The organism is Vibrio sp. F13, assembly GCF_020806305.2.
In the GTDB taxonomy this organism is placed as follows: domain Bacteria; phylum Pseudomonadota; class Gammaproteobacteria; order Enterobacterales; family Vibrionaceae; genus Vibrio; species Vibrio crassostreae_C.
Window position 1 is genome coordinate 1,131,232 of the sequence record NZ_CP170175.1, and the last position, 17,750, is coordinate 1,148,981.

At 44.7% G+C, this 17,750-nt stretch carries 15 protein-coding genes; 8 read left to right on the top strand and 7 right to left on the bottom strand.

What is annotated here, in order from left to right; genetic code table 11:
• Positions 1-38: 38 nt before the first annotated feature.
• Both trpR and sltY read right to left on the bottom strand, forming a co-directional pair.
• Entirely contained in the window at positions 39-332 is a 294-nt protein-coding gene (trpR, locus tag LMH68_RS05175) for a trp operon repressor (RefSeq protein WP_102394033.1), read from the bottom strand.
• A gap of 172 nt (positions 333-504) precedes the next feature.
• Positions 505-2,454 (bottom strand): murein transglycosylase, encoded by a 1,950-nt coding sequence (gene sltY, locus LMH68_RS05180; protein WP_102321444.1) that lies wholly within the window; start codon positions 2,452-2,454, stop codon positions 505-507.
• A gap of 263 nt (positions 2,455-2,717) precedes the next feature.
• Here sltY and ettA point away from each other — a divergent pair, with 263 nt between their 5' ends.
• The 3 genes from ettA to LMH68_RS05195 all read left to right on the top strand — a co-directional run bounded on the left by ettA (position 2,718) and on the right by LMH68_RS05195 (position 5,904).
• Positions 2,718-4,385 carry an energy-dependent translational throttle protein EttA gene (ettA, locus tag LMH68_RS05185; RefSeq protein WP_017056147.1) on the top strand — a complete coding sequence of 556 codons (1,668 nt, stop codon included), beginning with the start codon at positions 2,718-2,720 and terminating at the stop codon, positions 4,383-4,385.
• Positions 4,386-4,475: 90 nt separating this feature from the next.
• Positions 4,476-4,844 carry a PilZ domain-containing protein gene (locus LMH68_RS05190; protein WP_229647445.1) on the top strand — a complete coding sequence of 123 codons (369 nt, stop codon included), beginning with the start codon at positions 4,476-4,478 and terminating at the stop codon, positions 4,842-4,844.
• Between the two features lie 49 nt (positions 4,845-4,893).
• Positions 4,894-5,904 (top strand): M23 family metallopeptidase, encoded by a 1,011-nt coding sequence (locus LMH68_RS05195; RefSeq protein ID WP_029235086.1) that lies wholly within the window; start codon positions 4,894-4,896, stop codon positions 5,902-5,904.
• Positions 5,905-6,047: 143 nt separating this feature from the next.
• Here LMH68_RS05195 and tyrA read toward each other — a convergent pair whose 3' ends face one another.
• The 4 genes from tyrA to LMH68_RS05215 all read right to left on the bottom strand — a co-directional run bounded on the left by tyrA (position 6,048) and on the right by LMH68_RS05215 (position 10,462).
• Positions 6,048-7,175 carry a bifunctional chorismate mutase/prephenate dehydrogenase gene (tyrA, locus tag LMH68_RS05200; protein WP_017062859.1) on the bottom strand — a complete coding sequence of 376 codons (1,128 nt, stop codon included), beginning with the start codon at positions 7,173-7,175 and terminating at the stop codon, positions 6,048-6,050.
• Positions 7,176-7,292: 117 nt separating this feature from the next.
• Complete coding sequence (locus tag LMH68_RS05205; protein WP_017059354.1) at positions 7,293-8,366, bottom strand: 3-deoxy-7-phosphoheptulonate synthase; 1,074 nt, start codon at positions 8,364-8,366, stop codon at positions 7,293-7,295.
• 246 nt (positions 8,367-8,612) lie between these two features.
• Positions 8,613-9,602: a beta-N-acetylhexosaminidase gene (gene nagZ, locus LMH68_RS05210; RefSeq protein ID WP_229647446.1), complete on the bottom strand. Its 990-nt coding sequence runs from the start codon at positions 9,600-9,602 to the stop codon at positions 8,613-8,615.
• A gap of 11 nt (positions 9,603-9,613) precedes the next feature.
• On the bottom strand, positions 9,614-10,462 hold the full coding sequence (locus LMH68_RS05215) for a MurR/RpiR family transcriptional regulator (RefSeq protein WP_229647447.1): 849 nt from the start codon (positions 10,460-10,462) through the stop codon (positions 9,614-9,616).
• 247 nt (positions 10,463-10,709) lie between these two features.
• Between LMH68_RS05215 and LMH68_RS05220 the strand changes: the two genes are divergently transcribed.
• Genes LMH68_RS05220 through murQ form a run of 4 tightly spaced genes read left to right on the top strand, consistent with a single transcriptional unit; the run spans position 10,710 to position 15,265 of the window.
• A complete protein-coding gene (locus LMH68_RS05220) occupies positions 10,710-12,302 on the top strand; it encodes a sodium:solute symporter (RefSeq protein WP_229647448.1) in 1,593 nt (530 codons plus the stop codon).
• Positions 12,303-12,305: 3 nt separating this feature from the next.
• Positions 12,306-13,190: a BadF/BadG/BcrA/BcrD ATPase family protein gene (locus LMH68_RS05225; RefSeq protein ID WP_229647449.1), complete on the top strand. Its 885-nt coding sequence runs from the start codon at positions 12,306-12,308 to the stop codon at positions 13,188-13,190.
• Positions 13,187-14,299 (top strand): anhydro-N-acetylmuramic acid kinase, encoded by a 1,113-nt coding sequence (locus LMH68_RS05230; protein ID WP_229647450.1) that lies wholly within the window; start codon positions 13,187-13,189, stop codon positions 14,297-14,299. Before LMH68_RS05225 ends, LMH68_RS05230 begins: the two co-directional genes overlap by 4 nt.
• Before the next feature lie 45 nt (positions 14,300-14,344).
• On the top strand, positions 14,345-15,265 hold the full coding sequence (gene murQ / locus LMH68_RS05235; protein WP_032547377.1) for an N-acetylmuramic acid 6-phosphate etherase: 921 nt from the start codon (positions 14,345-14,347) through the stop codon (positions 15,263-15,265).
• Positions 15,266-15,368: 103 nt separating this feature from the next.
• On the opposite strand, the gene LMH68_RS05240 is transcribed toward murQ, so the two are convergent.
• Entirely contained in the window at positions 15,369-15,719 is a 351-nt protein-coding gene (locus tag LMH68_RS05240; protein ID WP_065584724.1) for a DUF2799 domain-containing protein, read from the bottom strand.
• A 354-nt stretch (positions 15,720-16,073) separates the two neighbouring features.
• On the opposite strand from LMH68_RS05240, the gene LMH68_RS05245 reads away from it, so the two are divergent.
• Positions 16,074-17,564, top strand: a complete 1,491-nt coding sequence (locus tag LMH68_RS05245; protein ID WP_229647451.1) for a carbon starvation protein A — start codon at positions 16,074-16,076, stop codon at positions 17,562-17,564.
• Positions 17,565-17,750: the final 186 nt, after the last annotated feature.

Sequence of the window (17,750 nt, forward strand, 5' to 3'; positions counted from 1 at the left end):
TCGTATTCATACTATCGCGTGATAGCTTAATTCCATTATTACTTTAGCAATAGGTCGGCGATCACGATTTTCTCTTGCTCAGATTTGGCCTTTAGCTCATTTGAGCCTCTGGTTATCGTCGCTACGCCTACGCCCAGCATTTGACTCACCTGTCGTTGAGACATATCGCCTTTCATCAGCTCACAGAAGATATTAATTCGAGCAACCAGAGCATCTCGCTCGTCTGGTGTCATCATCATAGTCAACAACAGCTCGTGCTGATCTTTTTCGACAGCCGTCTTTACCAAGTCCATCAGTTGTTGCCAATTATCATATTCAGGTTGTGATGCCATATCTCTACACTTACTTTTAAATTCTGACTTTAAAGAGTCGCTTAACGATTGAAAGCGTTTAACACTTTATACCGAAACACTTGATGCGATCCAATGTAAAAAGGCAGTAAGTGGAAATGGTTCGCACTCACTGCCTTTATTCTTACTCAGTTTCGGGCCAAATGCCGAAGGCTTAGTATTTCGTTTTTGCCTCATGGGGCGCTAAAAACGTCCCTTTCTCACCCAAGATATCTCGATAGTAGGTCTCAAACATCAAGATATTCTGAACGTAGCCACGTGTCTCTTTGAATGGGATCATTTCGATAAATGCAAAGGCATCGAGCTTTTCATCGCTGCGTGAACGCCACTGTTTCACACGGCTAGGTCCAGCATTATAAGCCGCAAACGCAAAGATACGGTTGTCATCATATTGAGCGAGTAAACCATCTAAGTAGTGACTGCCAATCTCAATGTTTTTGCCGACATCATAAAGATCATCGCTGCCCTGATACTTAATCTTATGTTTGTTCGCTGTGTATTGCGCCGTCTTGGGCATAATTTGCATAATGCCACGCGCGCCAACTGGAGAGCGAGCTTCTGAATCCATCGCACTCTCTTGTCTTGCTAAAGACATCAAAGTGATTGGATCGAGATCGTGCTTTTCAGCGTAGAAGTTAAACCACCACTTATGAGCAACAGGGAAGCGCAGCGCAATGTTATCCCACATCTTCGCAGAGATACTCGCTGTTACGGTAAAGTGATTCCAACGCTGTGTCGCAGCGTAAGCGGCAAGCATCTCTTTTTGCTCTTTATCTGCATTGGTCAGTAACCAGCGCCATTCACTTTTCGCTGCCGCAATTTTGTCTCGGTCAATCAGTTCACCAATACGCACCAAAGAGGTGTCGAATGGCTTCACTGTTTCAGCATTGTATTTAAGTGTCGATGTTGGATATTGAACTGGCTTACCTAACTGCTTAGCCGCAGCCACACTGTAGAAATTACGCTGACCCAAGATATCTGACAGTCGCTTATTGCCTTTGTCAGTATCGCCCGTCGCGATTTCAGCTCTGCCCTGCCAATATTGCCAACGAAGCGAAGCCTGATGTTTATCATCCAAGCGCGCTATCCACTCTTTCAAACCCGTCCAATCGGCATGTTGAATTGCTAAGCGAGCACGTCGTTCCAGCAGAACTTGCTTTGATGAACTCGCGAGCATTTTGTCGCGCCACACCATTAACTCTTCAGAGTCGGTGTTGATCAGACGAAACGTTAGGTAATCAGCGAGCTCTTGAGATTTCTCTTTCGAAAACTTCTGAGCCTTGATGACATCATCAAACACCTTTTGAGCACTGCTTGATGATTTCCTTGCTAGCTTCTCGAAAGCAAACTCGGTTTGAGCTTGGTAGAATTCATTCGCTGGATGTTTTTTAGCAAACGCGAGTACATTTTCAGGCTTGTTGTACAACGCCTTCATCTGCTTCGCTTGAGCAATTGACTCATCATGATCCAATTGCTTAATCAGATAGCTCATTAACTTACCGTTACGGCCCTCGAACGCTAGCAGCATTCTATCCAGAATCAGCTCATCAGTTCTTAGCCCAGCTTGATCCCAGCTTTTAAATAAAGGGTCACAAGCGTCATCAACACCACTACCACTCAACCAAAGTTGTTTAGCTCCTTTAAAGGCAAGCTCTTGGTTACCTTGCTCGTAATGCGCTCGATAATAAATACATTGGTATTTTTCACCGACAGGCTCTTTGGTTTGAAACTCAAGGATCGTCTTCCACTGTTTTTGAGAAGCCAATGAATCCAAATAAGGTGCGCGCATTCGATTGGAGAAAGGCAATGCCTTGTTCTCTTCAATGAAAGCATCGACCTCAGCAGGTGTGCGATCACCTAAGCCAATCAGAAAGGCCCGATAATCGGTGTAAGGTGTTAAAGGGTATGTTTGAATTTTGTTACGCAGCGCGGAGTAAGCTTTTAGATCACGGCTGTCTAAAACCTCTTGCGCTTTATCATAAACGTCACGCTGCATTTCAAGCTCGGATGCATTGCTAGCCATAGCGACCGGAGCCAGTGAAACCGAAGACAAAATTGCCGATGCAGCCACAGCAATTTTCGTATTACCAATGCGGAAAAACATTCGCTCTTTCCTTAGTGCGTGTATGAATACGTGAAGTCTATTTACGCCCGACATCACATCAAATGTAAAGGATTTGAGTGTAAATATTATTAATATTTAACACTTCGCCTCAGAAGCCCATTAAATATAGTTTTAATGACCAATGTGACAATAATAGGTAAGGATTAGTTCAAAAGTGGCTTTTCTGCCCTAGGAGTAACATCTTTGAGGATATTGGTATAAAATAGCAGACAATTTTGAACAATAATTAGGATCGATCGGCAATGGCTGAATACGTATATACCATGTCTCGGGTGAGCAAAACTGTTCCACCTAAGCGTCAAATTCTTAAAGACATTTCTCTTAGCTTTTTTCCTGGCGCTAAAATCGGTGTTTTGGGTCTAAATGGTTCAGGTAAATCTACCCTACTACGTATCATGGCTGGTATTGATACTGATATTGATGGTGAAGCACGTGCACAACAAGGCCTTAAAGTAGGTTATCTACCACAAGAGCCTGTGCTAGACGAATCAAAAACTGTTCGTGAAATCGTAGAAGAAGCGGTTTCTGACGTTGCTGACGCACTTAAGCGTATTGATGCGGTTTACGCAGCTTACGCAGAACCAGATGCAGACTTCGATGCACTGGCAAAAGAGCAAGGCGAACTAGAAGCTCTGATTCAAGCAAAAGACGGTCACAACTTAGAGACTGCTCTAGAGCGTGCTGCTGATGCACTTCGTCTTCCTGAGTGGGATGCGAAAATTGAATTCCTATCAGGTGGTGAGCGTCGTCGTGTTGCTATCTGTCGTCTACTTCTTGAAAAGCCAGACATGCTGCTTCTTGATGAACCAACCAACCACTTGGATGCAGAATCAGTAGCATGGCTTGAGCACTTCCTTGTTGATTACAGTGGTACTGTTGTGGCGATTACCCACGACCGTTACTTCCTAGACAACGCAGCTGGCTGGATTCTAGAACTTGACCGTGGTGAAGGTATCCCATGGGAAGGTAACTACACGTCTTGGCTAGAGCAAAAAGACGAGCGTCTTAAGCAAGAAAAAGCGGGCGAAAGCGCACGTCAAAAGACAATCGAGAAAGAACTTGAATGGGTTCGTCAAAACCCTAAAGGCCGTCAAGCTAAGTCTAAAGCTCGTATGGCTCGTTTTGAAGAATTGACAACTGGCCAATACCAGAAGCGTAACGAAACCAACGAACTGTTCATCCCGCCAGGTGAGCGTCTAGGTGATAAAGTTCTTGAAGTGAACAACCTGACTAAATCGTTTGGTGATCGCGTTCTTATCGACGACCTATCGTTCAGCATGCCTAAGGGCGCAATCGTCGGTATCGTTGGTGCCAACGGTGCAGGTAAATCAACACTATTCAAGATGCTAAGCGGTGCAGAACAGCCAGATTCAGGTACAGTTGAACTAGGCGAAACCGTTAAGCTTGCTTCTGTTGATCAGTTCCGTGACAGCATGGACGACACTAAGACAGTATTCCAAGAGATCTCTGAAGGCGCTGATATCATTAAGATCAACAACTTCGAAATCCCTGCGCGTGCTTACTGTTCTCGTTTCAACTTTAAAGGCAACGACCAACAGAAGATCATCGGTGAGCTTTCTGGTGGTGAACGTAACCGTGTTCACTTAGCGAAACTGCTAAAAGCGGGCGGTAACGTACTGCTACTCGATGAGCCTACCAACGACCTTGACGTTGAAACGCTACGTGCTCTTGAAGAAGCACTGCTTGAATTCCCGGGCTGTGCAATGGTTATCTCGCATGACCGTTGGTTCCTTGACCGTATTGCGACCCATATCTTAGACTACCGTGATGAAGGTCAAGTTAACTTCTACGAAGGTAACTATACTGAGTACACTGAGTGGCTTAAGCAGACTCTAGGCGCACAAGCGGCAGAGCCGCACCGTATCAAGTACAAGCGTATAGCTAAGTAAATAAGCTTGTATTTTGAACAAAGGCCGCGATAATAGCGGCCTTTGATATATCTGGCTTACGTGTAATGCATCGATATAGAGAGATTACTTATGGTTGAAAGACGTCAATTTTCACGAGTTATTTATCAAGTCCCGACTGAGATCTCACAAGGACAAGTAAAGGTATCAGGCTCAGTGCAAGACTTATCACTCCATGGTTTACTCATTCAATGCAATGAATCAAAACAACTTAGCCATGATGTCCCTGTTCAAGTGAGCTTTAAACTCGAAAACAGTGATATCAATATTCAGTTAGAAGCAACGATAGTCTCTACCATCAATACCTCAATGCGTTTACGCATAGAGCATTTAGATATTGATAGTATCAGCCACCTTAAGCGCCTTGTTGAGCTTAATGTTGGTGACGATGAACTGCTTTATAGAGAGATTGAACACCTTACCGACTTAGGTAGTAAGTGACATCTCCATTACCCTTTTTCTATTAGAAGCATTTAGTTAATACAGAACCATGTCTAAAAAACTATCCATTACTATTCCCTCCAGTCAGGGGGAACAGACGTTTTACTTCGGCCGTAAAGCCGTGCTCATTTGCACTACTGCCATTTTTTCAGTACCGCTATTGATTGGCGGAGCGGCGTACATGCACTTCGAGAGTAAACAAGAACTCGCACTGCAAGCGGGTGATGCCCAACAGTTGATTGAAACACTGATTGTTGAAAAAGAACAAACAGAATTTCTTTATGCTGAGCAAGTAGAAACCAACCATTCGCTATCGCAAACACTGACCGAGAAAGAAGGCACGATTCAGCTACTTGGTAAGCGTGTATTCGATGTGGAATCAGTACTGGGTCTTGCTGATGAAGATCTGCTTACCGATGATATTTCTTTAGAAGATCGCATTGATGCGGCTGCAGTCGATTCAGCAGTAAGAGCCACAATGTTCCGCTTGATTCCAAACGACAGTCCGATGGCTTATCAACGTATATCTTCTTCTTATGGTAGCCGCACTAACCCTATTTCAGGGAAACGCCATGTACATACTGGTATCGATCTAACGTGTAAGCGTGGTGAAGATATTGTCGCGCCCGCAGATGGAGTCATTGAAACGGTACGCCCAAGTAAAAAAGGCTTCGGCAACTTTATTACTATGCGTCACTCGTTTGGTTTCATGAGTTCTTATGCGCACCTACAGAAGTTCAAGGTACGTAGCGGTCAGTTTGTGAGTAAAGGCGATGTGATTGCGAGCTGTGGTAACTCAGGTAACTCAACCGGCCCACACTTGCATTATGAAGTACGCTTCCTTGGTCGTTCATTGAACCCTCAATACTTGATGGATTGGACACCGGAAAACTTCAACTACGTGTTCGAGAAAGAGAAAAAGGTTAAGTGGGGCCCACTAGTTCAGCTGATTGATAATGTGGTTCGCTTGCAGATCAACCTGACTAACGTGCCTTACATTAGCTCGACCATCGACACCGTATCGAGTGAAGATAGCAAAAAACCTATCACGACTAACTAGTTGTTAATAGCTAAGACCTGTTGATTTGGCCTATGATGGTCTAATTGCTTTTAGTCTACTGTAGGCAAAATGCTTTCATAGCGTTCAGCACAAACAAAAAGAGCGACCAGATGGTCGCTCTTTTTTATGATTTCAAATCAGTATTAACCACGATGAATCGAGTCATGTGCTTGTTTTAGAAGACTTTGGCTCTCTTGCAAGAATTGTTGTGAGTAGTCACCAAACCAATCACTCACTTGGTTGAAGCTCTCAACAAACTTAGCCTTATCTTTGCCATCTAGGATTTCTAACGCTTCTCCGAAACAGCTATGGAAGCGTCGAATCATCTCTATATTCTCATCCGAAGACAGAATGATATCACCGTACAAGTTCGGGTCTTGAGCAAATAGACGACCAACCATCGCAATCTCAAGTCGGTAGATTGGTGAGCTTAGCTTCAGAAGCTGATCAATATTCGGGTTCTCTTTACTCAGGTGTAAGCCGTAAGCAAAAGAGGTGAAGTGACGAAGTGCTTGAATCAAGGTCATGCCGTGATCGTGTTCAGCTGCATCCATCTGGCAAAGGCTCGCGCCCCAAATACCAAATTGATTCAGTAGCCATTGGTAGCTCTCAGAACCACGACCATCACTGTAAACAATCACCTGCTTAGCAAGGCTTGGAACATCAGGACCAAACATTGGGTGCAATCCAACCACTGGGCCTTGGTGCATGTTCATCATTGCTTGCAGCGGTTTAGATTTAATTGACGTCAAATCACATAGAATACAATCACTTGGTAGATTACCTAGCTTCGCAATCACACCTTCAGTTAAGTGAATTGGAACAGTCACAACCACAAGTCCTGCATTATCCAAGATTTCATCGGCTGTATCCCAATCTTGGCTGCCAAGGACTTTCACTTCGTAGCCAGACAGTTTGAACATACGACCAAACAAGCCACCAAGTTGACCATTACCACCAACGATCACCACTGAACGTAACTCTGGGTTAAGACACTTAAAGCCAGAATCTTTCTCACTGGCATAAGACTCACGCATAGTACGACGCAAAATATCTTCGATTAACTGTGGTGGAACCCCTATTTTCTCGGCTTCTTGACGACGAGATGCCAGCATCGCAGCTTCACGTTCTGGTACATAAATAGGTAAACCATGTTCACTTTTTACTTCGCCTACTTTCTCTACTAGAGCAAGGCGTTGAGCCAGTAAATCCAACATTTGTTTATCGACAGCATCGATTTGGTCGCGTAATTCGTTCAGTTCAACGGCCATTTTATTCCTTACTAATCTATAAGCCCGTGCCAATCTATCATCCCACAATCACGTAGGTTCGCTAGCAACAGATCTTAAAATGCCCCATTAGATGAGGCACTTAAATTTAAACTCTGACTAACCTTTCAAGCGGTTCTCTAAGAACGGGACTAATTCCGTATGTGCATGTTTCAATAGTGCCTCAGTTGAATCCCAATTGATACACGCGTCGGTAATAGAAACGCCGTATTTCATCTCATTGAGAGGTATATCCGAAGATTGGTTTCCTTCGTTAATATGGCTTTCAATCATAAGGCCGATAATCGATTTGTTGCCTTCACGAATTTGGTGAATCACATCTTCTGCAACTAAAGGTTGGCGACGGAAATCTTTACGAGAGTTCGCGTGGCTACAGTCGACCATTAGCGCTGCCTCTAAACCAGATTTACCCAGCTCTTGCTCACATTCGTGTACCGATACTGAATCGTAGTTCGTCTGCTTACCGCCACGTAAAATCACGTGACCATTTGGGTTACCTTGCGTTGTTAGTAGTGCAACCTGACCTTCGCGGCTGATACCCATGAAACGGTGGCTAGAAGAAGCCGCCTGCATTGCGTTGATTGCAGTGCCTAGGTTGCCATCGGTGCCGTTTTTAAAACCGATTGGCATTGAAAGACCACTTGCCATCTCACGGTGAGTTTGAGATTCAGTCGTACGAGCGCCAATAGCCGCCCAGCTGAAGGTATCTGCTAGGTATTGCGGGCTAATTGGGTCTAATGCTTCAGTCGCTAGTGGGATTTCCATCTCAGCGAGTTCAACAAGTAGTTCACGACCAACATGCAGACCATGCTCAATATCGAAAGTGCCGTCTAGATGTGGGTCATTGATCAAACCTTTCCAACCGACAGTGGTACGAGGTTTCTCAAAGTAAACACGCATAACAATATACAGTTGATCGCTAAGTTGCTCAGATAAGGCTTTTAGGCGTTTCGCGTACTCTTTCGCAGCTTCAATGTCATGGATAGAACATGGGCCACATACAACAAGCATGCGATGATCTTTCTTATGAATGATGTTTGCGATAGTTTGACGAGACTCTTGAATGAAACGACGAGCATTATCACTCAAAGGCAGTTTTGCTTTTAACTCCTCAGGAGTAATCAGTACCTGTTCGTCGATGATATTGACATTGCTTAATTCACTTTTCTGCATAACTCAACCTGTATATTTATTTTTACACCCAACATTTCCATTTGGGCTAACAATCTTTAAAAACACAATAACAGCTAAAAAAACGATTGCAAGTGTAAACAATAAAAAACATTAACTGTAAATTTTATATTACACATTGTATTTAGCTCACTCTAAGAGATAAATAGGTTTAAACCATGGATCACACATACAAAAAAGGCGATATTTATCATATCGCCTTATCTAAAATTATTATGTGTTTATTTATCACTCACTGCCTAGCATTCGCTTAATCGTCTCTGAGGTCTCTTTCCACCTAGCATCCGAGTGAAGTGTCGACAAATCAAAGCTGTGTTTTTTAAGCAATGAGTTGGCTAAAGGCACCTCTTGAATCGCTAAGTTATCCAGAGCTTCAATTTGTGCATCTCGTTTATTACACATCAACACCATGTCACAACCTGCATTCAAGGCCGCTTTCGCTCTGTCGGCTGGTCCGCCCATAATGGCAGCGCCTTCCATCGTTAAATCGTCAGAGAATACCAAGCCTTTAAACCCAAGCTGCTGCTTCAATACTTTCTGTAGCCAATACTGTGAACCACTCGCAGGTTGATCATCATAGTGAGAGAAAACCACGTGAGCTGGCATCATGGCATCCAATATTCCAGCTTCAATTTGCGCCTTGAAGATTGCCATATCGGTTTCGAAGATGTCGTCTCTAGGGTCATATGGCGTCTCTAAGTGTGAGTCAGCAATCACGCCACCATGTCCAGGGAAGTGCTTGCCTGTCGTCGCCATGCCAACCGACTTCATGCCTTTGATGAAAGCGCTGCTATGACGAACAATGGTATCAATATCTTCACCAAACGCTCGGCTACCAATTGCTTTACAGTCGTGGCCTTTATCTAATACTGGCGCAAAGCTCAGGTCGATATCATGGGCAATCAATTCTGCCGCCATCAGCCAACCGGCCTGTTCTGCTAACTGCTCACCATTATTCTTAGTCGCGAATTCTTGAGCAGCTGGGATAATTGAAAAGCCATCGCGGAAGCGCTGAACTCGGCCACCTTCTTGATCGACACCAATCAAAATAGGACGTTTCGCTACCTTGCGAATTTCTTTGTTTAACGCCGATAACTGTTTGCTATCGTGATAGTTTCGAGAAAATAAGATGAGACCACCAACAGTAGGGTGCTCTAAAATTTCTCTGTCTTCAGCTGTCAGCTCGTAGCCTGCAATATCAACCCACAACGGTCCCATAAAATTTCCTTCTATTGCTTAAATTCCGCTACTGCAGATTTACTTTGTTCAATTAATTGGTCGGCCTGCTCTTCCTGCTGAGTTAACGCAATGAACAACAAGTCAGTAATAAAAAGTTGGCTATCACGCGCGGTGATAGATGAGCTTCGAATATGATTTTCGTCTGCCGCCGAGATGAGTTTGATATCAGCGTATTTATCTAAAGCAGAAGGGGATAGCTGGCTTACTACAATCACCTTGGCCTTTTTCGATCTAGCTAACTGGGCAACCTTCACCACTTCTCTGGTGTTTCCTGAATAGGAAATTGCAACCAACACATCATTTTCAGAAAGAGACGCAGCATTAGCAATCTGAATGTGAGCATCCTGCTCTGCATTAACAGCATGACCTATTTTCATCAGCTTATAAGCGAAATCTTTCGCAACCAGAGACGATGCTCCCACCCCAGAAATCTGTACTTTATTAGCAAGATGCAGCAAATCAGCAGCATTGCTTAACTGTTCGCCTTCATTTAATAACACGGTACGCTCAAGCGATTGTGTTTTACTTGCAAGAAGTTTGTCCATCACCGTATCTGGCGGATCTTTTCTGGTGATGGTCCCATGGATCCCGCGCTGGGATACAGGCTGATAAGTCATATCACTCTGATAGAGCTTCATCTTCATCTCAGAAAACCCTTTGTAGCCGAGTTTCTGACTAAACTTTACGATCGTCGATTGGCTTACACCTACCGCTTTAGCCAACTCAGGAGAGGAGAGTTGCTTAACTTGTTGTGGGTGATCCAAGACGTAACGAGCCACCAGCGAATCCGATGGAGAGAGTTTTGGTAATAATGCTTTAACTTTCGCAATGCCTTTCATTAAGCGTTCTTCCCCTTCCCTCTGACCGTACCTCGTTATCATAACGAGTTTTGTATTTTCATTGGAATAATTATTCCTTCATATTCTGCTGTTTGGAATAGCTGCCACAACCTTCTGGGATCATTATCAAAGAAAACCATTGGTCACTATTCCACCAAGGAATAGATTTTGAAACTCATTATTCAAACTGACATTCTGAAAAAATAATAATAAACACCCTCTACCCTATTCATGCTACGGAGCTGCTATGAATTCACTATTTACTTTGCTGGACTGGGCGGTATTTGCGGTTTACTTCGCTGTTATCGCTTTTACAGGCTGGCACTTCAGCCGAACCAAAATCACGAGCACCAAAGACTATTTCTTAGGCGGTAACTCGATGCCAATGTGGGTTGTTGCCATCTCGGTATTGGCGACCTCGCAATCAGCAGCGACGTTCTTAGGCGGACCAGAATCTAGCTACCGTGGCGATCTCACTTACCTAGCGACCAACATCGGTGGAATTATTGGTGCTGTCTTTGTCGCATTAGTACTGATACCTCGCTTCTACAAAAACAAAGTCTCTACCGTGTACGAACTGCTGAAAGTTCGTTTTGGCGAGAAAACAAAACAGCGCGCAGGTGTAATGTACTTAGTCGGTCGTGTATTTGCTTCAGGTGCTCGCCTATACATGGCCGCTATCGCAGTCTCCATGATTCTATTTACCAACATTGACCCAAGCAGCGTAGTTACTTCAGTGGTTATTCTCGTTGCTGTTGGCCTTGCTTATACCTACATGGGTGGCATTCGTTCCGTTATCTGGAGCGACCTAATTCAGCTTGTGGTTTATGTCGGTGCAGCCATTGCTGTGATCATCTATTTATTGGGACAAATTCCAGCTGATTTCAACCAAATTGCTCAGGTACTGGCTAACCCTGGTGAAGGCCAAGCTTCGAAACTGACCTTATTAGATTTTAACCTCGACTTTAGCCCTGCTGGCACCTTCAGCTTTTGGGCATGTATCACAGGATTCGTGCTATTAAACATTGGTGCATTTGGCCTTGATCAGGACATGACTCAACGTGTTTTGACTTGTAAAGATGCTAAGCAAGGTTCAAAGGCGATGATTAACTCAATCATCTTCTCTATCCCAGTTGTGCTTGTATTTATGTCAATTGGCCTACTCTTGTATGTCTTCTACCAAAGACCAGAACTGATGGGTGTTGAAGGTAAAGAAGTTGTTCAAAACTTCAATGGCGAAAACGTCACGATCTTCATGTACTACGTGCTAAATGAAATGCCTGCTGGTCTTCGTGGCTTAGTGACAGTTGGTGTTGTTGCTGCAGCGCTATCGACACTAAACTCTGGCTTAAACTCGATGTCTTCAGTTGCGGTACAAGACATTTACAAGCCTTGGTTAGAAGCTCGTAAGGGAGAACAAGATGACTTCCATTATGTAAAAGCAGGCCGCTTCGGTATGGCCGCTGCTGCGCTGGCCTTAGGTAGCATGGGTATCTTGTGTTACTACTGGCAGCAATACACCGACATGCCGTTATTATCGTTCGCTTTGAGTGTGATGGTGTTTGCTTATACCGGGTTATTGGGTGTCTACTTCACGGCCATTTTCACTGAGCGCGGCAACGAGACTTCTGTCGCTTTAGCTCTAGTGGCAGGCTTCTTAACAACATTACTGATGCAAGCTTATGTGTGGGACAGTGTGATGGGCGTGATTAACGCGGATTGGGTGGGTATTCGATTAGCCTTCCCGTATCAACTCTGTGTGGGCACGTTTGTATCATTAATTGTGTGCCTTGCAGGTAAGAAGCAAACTCAAGAAGTTAATAAACTACAAACGGTTTAGCCAATGATTACCCATACTTTGGCAGTCGATGGCGGTGGCACTAAAACCGCCATTAGACTGAAGCGAATATTACCAACACTAAGTGTCATCGAAGAGTGTATTTTACCTGCGACATCATTGACCTTATATGGTGGATCTGCGATCACTCAACTTACTCATTATATTGATGAAATGTTGAGTGTGAATCAGATAAAATCACAACAGTGCTATATTGTGGTTGGCGTTGCGGGCGTAGGAAACTTAGATTTAAAAGCCAAACTGCAATCGGCGTTAACCCATTGCCCGCACCTGTATGTAACAACTGATGCAGAAGCGTCAGTATTTGGTGCTAATTCAGGACAAGGTGTTAACTGTATTGCGATTGGCACAGGTTCCGTTGCGATTCAATTGGACACACAACAAAAGACTCATCAAGTTGGTGGTTGGGGTTTCCCAATTGGTGACCAAGGTGGTGGCGCTTGGCTTGGTTTTCGAGCTGTTCAACAAACTCTCGTTGAATTAGATAACAAGCGCACTTCTTTAACGAATCAACTTGTAATGCGAAAAACAGGCAACGAACGCAGCCAAATTCTACGGTGGATTGGCGAAGCTAACGCGACCGATTACGCCCAATTTGCACGAGAGATCGTTGATATAGAGCAGCGCTGCTCAACGGCAAGTGCCATATTAAAACAAGGTATTGAAGAAATAGAGAAGCTCACACGAGTATGCTCAGACTATAACTCATTACCGATTATTTTCTTAGGCAGTTTAGGGCAGTTCTATCACCCTAGGCTTTCCCAAGAACTCCAAGTTCGTACCTTAAATATTCAAGGTAATGCTCTGGATGGCGCAGAAGTCATCGCAAGCCAAAAGATCCGGCAGCTTAATTTAGGAAGTGAACAATGAAATCAGAGTTATACATTGGCGTGATGTCGGGGACGAGTATGGACGGCGTTGATACGGCACTGGTGTCGATAGAAGACAACCGGATCACATTACTCGCTCATGATGAGTTCCCAATGCCTGACGACCTCAAAGTGCGTCTGCTTGAAGTTTGTATTGGTCAGAAAACCGATTTAATTGCCATTGGAGAACTCGACCACCAGCTTGGCCATCTGTTTGGCGATGCGGTTTTGCAACTTCTCGAAAAGTCAGGTACACCTGCATCTTCTGTGACTGCGATTGGTAATCATGGTCAAACGGTATTCCACCAGCCAAGCGGCGAATCTCCATTTACCATGCAGTTGGGTGATGCCAACATCATTGCCGCTAAAACACAGATTCAAACGGTTGCCGATTTCAGGCGTAAAGACATGGCATTAGGCGGACAAGGTGCGCCATTAGTCCCTGCCTTCCACCATACTATTTTCCAGCCACAAGACAGCTCAGTTGTGGTGTTGAATATTGGTGGTATCTCGAATATTTCAGTGCTGCGCCCTAATCAGCCAACACTTGGTTATGATACTGGCCCGGGCAATATGTTGATGGACGCTTGGGTTGATAAACACACGGGCGATAAGTTTGACCGTGATGCCCAATTTGCGCTTAAAGGTCAGCTCAATCAAGCCTTTCTCGAACAGTTGTTAAATGAATCTTATCTATCTCAAATACCACCGAAAAGTACTGGTAGAGAACTGTTTAATCTACCGTGGCTAGAGCAACAATTAACAGAATTTAAAGATCTTGCAGCAGAAGATGTTCAGCGCACACTTTGTGAATACACCGCATTGACGATAGCCAATGAAGTGGAGACTTATCGCTTGGGTGACCAGCCTGCACTGTATGTGTGTGGCGGTGGTACACGAAATCCATTGTTGATGAAGAGGCTGTCTGAACTGCTTCCAAGTTGGGAGGTTGACTCAACCACCAGTAAAGGCGTGGACGCCGATTACATGGAAGCGATGGCTTTTGCGTGGCTTGCTCAACGTCATATTCATCAACTGCCAAGCAATTTACCAGAAGTGACTGGCGCAAGCAGAGCGGCCTCTCTAGGCGTTCTCTATCGTGCTGACTAAACAACTTTAGAACCATCATTTTAGAATCACCATTTAAGGATCATTATGAGTAACGACGCTCTCATATCAGCGCTCTCGCACCTCGTTTCGGAGGGGAGAAACCCTGACACTATGGATATTGATCTGCTCACCTCTCTCGAAGTGGTTGAAAAGATTAACCAACAAGACAAACAAGTCCCGCTGGCGATTGAAGCGGAACTGCCACAGATCGCGAAAGCGGTCGATAAAATTGCTCATGCCTTTCAAAACGGTGGTCGACTGATTTATATGGGCGCAGGCACCAGTGGTCGATTGGGTGTTTTAGATGCATCAGAATGCCCTCCGACTTTCGGTGTTTCAGACAAAATGGTTATCGGCTTAATCGCTGGCGGACCAGAAGCGATTTTAAAAGCCAAAGAGGGAGCGGAAGATTCGCTGACTCTCGGTATTGAAGACCTGAAAGCCATTCAATTTACAGAAAATGATGTCGTGGTAGGTATTGCAGCGAGCGGTCGCACACCTTACGTGATTGGTGCACTCAACTATGCCAATCAGCTTGGCGCAGTAACGGTTGCATTATCTTGTAACCCTGACTCTCCAATTGCTGAAATCGCTCAAATCGCAATTAGCCCGGTGGTTGGCCCAGAAGCATTGACTGGTTCAACACGACTCAAATCAGGTACAGCACAAAAGCTGGTGCTTAATATGCTGACCACTGCCAGCATGATTCGCATTGGTAAGAGCTACCAAAACCTTATGGTCGACGTAAAAGCGACCAATGAAAAGTTGGTTGCCCGCGCCGCTCGTATCGTTATCCAAGCAACGGAGTGCGATAAAGCACTGGCGGTGTCGACACTTAAAGCGACTGATTACGATGTGAAGTTATCTATTTTGATGATTCTAACAGGGCTAGATTTAGAGTTAGCCAAGGCTCAGCTTGATAAGCAAAACGGCTTTTTAAGAAAAGCTGTAGAGAATAACCAGTAACCTAGACTCTGCTGTTGAGTGTTACTCCGGCTACCGACAAAAAGACCAGTACACACGCGGTACTGGTCTTTTTTAGTTTTAATTTTTCATCGCTAGCTTGGGCTTAGTAGTCGTTTGAGAACTCGTCCCAGCCGCGTTGCCATTCCATACGGAAACGTTGAGCGTCTTCCGTACCAGAACACACGCCTTCATACACCTGACCAGATAAACCAATCTGATAAGCATGGTTCGGATTACAATATTCAGTCACACCTAGGTGATAACCTTCTGTGTAACCCGCTTGATCGACTGCGCCAAGCTCAGTCATCTCTGAATACGAACGCTGAGTGTGGCCTTTGATACCATCACGATAGCCAATCTCTTGCCAATTGCCTTCAGCTGCTAAATCTTGAACATTAGCGCTGCATCCTGCAAGGCTAAATGCCACGGCGAATAGTACGATTATTTTTTTCATTTCAATCCTTTATATTGTTACTTCACCACTTTCTGACGAAGCGCTGCCTTTGTGGTGATTCTCCGCTGAACGCCTATCGATGTCCACTTATTGTCTAATGTTCGCCACTTTAGGTTCATTCCGACCACTCAGAATCAATAGTCGCCGTTAAGCCAACTCAAACAACCTCTCTATAGAGCTAATAGGCCTCTCGATAGAAATATCGGCCACTCAGCACAGTGAACAAACCACTAAATCAGTTATAACACCGCTAAATTGGCTATTCGACCACTCACTCTCGTAGCGGAAGTTTCTTCTCATCGACTCCTTTAATATACACCCTGACTTAATTAATACATTCAGGGATAACAAATTATGATGTGGTTTCTTACCTGTGTCGCAGCACTCATTGGTGGCTACTTTATTTACGGTACCTTTATCGAGAAGATTTTCGGTATCAATGAAAAACGCCAAACACCTGCTCACACTAAGCAAGATGGCGTGGACTACGTTCCAATGTCGACACCAAAGGTTTACCTAGTTCAGCTGCTTAACATCGCAGGTGTAGGTCCAATCTTCGGCCCTATCATGGGTGCCCTTTATGGTCCAGCAGCAATGCTTTGGATCGTGCTAGGTTGTATCTTCGCAGGTGCCGTACACGACTACTTCTCAGGTATGTTATCTATCCGCAATGGTGGCGCTTCGGTTCCAACCATCACTGGACGTTACCTAGGCAATGGCGCAAAACACTTTATGAACATCTTTGCCATTGTTCTACTGCTTCTTGTTGGTGTGGTGTTCGTTTCTGCTCCAGCAGGCATGATCACTAACCTAGTGAACGACCAAACTGATTTCGTAATGTCTACGAGCACCATGGTTGTCATCATCTTTGCTTACTACATCATCGCAACGATTGTCCCTGTCGATAAAATCATTGGTCGCTTCTACCCACTGTTCGGTGCACTGCTTATCTTTATGTCTGTTGGCCTAATCACTGCGATTGGTCTATCTGACGAACACCAAATCATGGGGGGCTTTGAGATCAGCGACATGTTCACCAACATGAACCCGAATGACCTACCACTTTGGCCTGCTCTCTTCATCACTATCGCATGTGGTGCTATCTCTGGCTTCCACGCCACTCAGTCTCCTCTGATGGCGCGTTGTATGGAAAACGAGAAGAACGGTCGCTTCGTATTCTACGGCGCAATGATTGGTGAAGGCATCATCGCTCTAATCTGGTGTGCACTTGCTCTGTCTTTCTTCGGTTCGGTTGAGTCTCTGTCTGACGCAATTGCAAACGGCGGCCCAGGTAACGTAGTATACAGCGCTTCATTTGGTCTACTGGGTGTATTTGGCGGTATCCTTGCTTTCCTTGGCGTGGTTATCCTACCAATCACTTCTGGTGACACAGCGTTCCGTTCAAGCCGTCTTATCCTTGCTGAATACTTCAACATGGAACAGAAAACACTGCGTAACCGTCTACTAATGGCGTTACCACTGTTCGTTATCGGTGGCATCCTGACTCAAGTTGATTTCGGTATCATCTGGCGCTACTTCGGTTTTGCTAACCAATCAACAGCCGTAATGATGCTGTGGACAGCTTCAGCTTACCTACTTCGCCACAACAAACTGCACTGGGTAACAACAGTTCCAGCTATCTTCATGACGTCTGTGTGTATCACATTCATCCTGAACAACAGCCAACTGGGCTTCGGTCTACCAATGCAAATCTCAACCATCATTGGTGTGGTGAGTGCGCTAGGTGTTGCGGCTTACGTTATTAAAATTTCAAAAGGCAAAGGCGATATCGACCTAGCTGATGAAGAAGAGAAAGAAGCAAAAGGCGTTACCAAAACAGCCTAGTTCTTTAAGGCTCTTGGGAACAAGAGACCAATCTTCAGAGAAAGAGACAAAAGAACAGCCAAACACAACTTCGCTTGCTCCCGTAATCACTCAGTGATTCGTGGAATCTAAGACTAAAGCCCGTCCACTGTGATGGGCTTTAGTGTTTTCAGGCGTTAGTGCTTTCGACTCTGGGAAGCGAATATA